At 39.3% G+C, this 331-nt stretch carries 1 rRNA gene; it reads right to left on the bottom strand.

Annotation, left to right across the window (positions count from 1 at the left end):
- A 5S ribosomal RNA gene (gene rrf / locus H5157_RS20750) occupies window positions 1-108 on the bottom strand; the annotation flags it as partial.
- Between the last annotated feature and the right edge of the window lie 223 nt (window positions 109-331).

The raw sequence follows: 331 nt of genomic DNA, 5'->3' as shown, positions 1-331 counted from the left end.
AATGTCCTACTTTCACATAGCAAATGCTACACTATCATCGGCGCTGTTTCGTTTCACTACTGAGTTCGGCATGGAGTCAGGTGGGTCCAAAACGCTATTGTCACCAAGCAAATTTGGGCGTTAATTCGTATCGCTACGCACTAACTGAATTTGGAAAATATCTGATAATATTTTTTAAGTTTTTCTAAGTAATGTCTACTTTAGTTATATTAACTTCTGTCTAAACTGTCGCATAAAACGCGTTTGGCGTTGTATGGTTAAGCCTCACGGGTAATTAGTACAAGTTAGCTTAATGGCTCACACCACTTCCACATCTTGCCTATCAACGTTG

Origin of the sequence: Pseudoalteromonas sp. SG43-3, from assembly GCF_014164385.1 — a bacterium.
In the GTDB taxonomy this organism is placed as follows: Bacteria; Pseudomonadota; Gammaproteobacteria; order Enterobacterales; family Alteromonadaceae; genus Pseudoalteromonas; species Pseudoalteromonas distincta.
The sequence above is the reverse complement of the archived record's forward strand: the minus strand, read 5'-3'. Positions and strand labels throughout refer to the sequence as shown.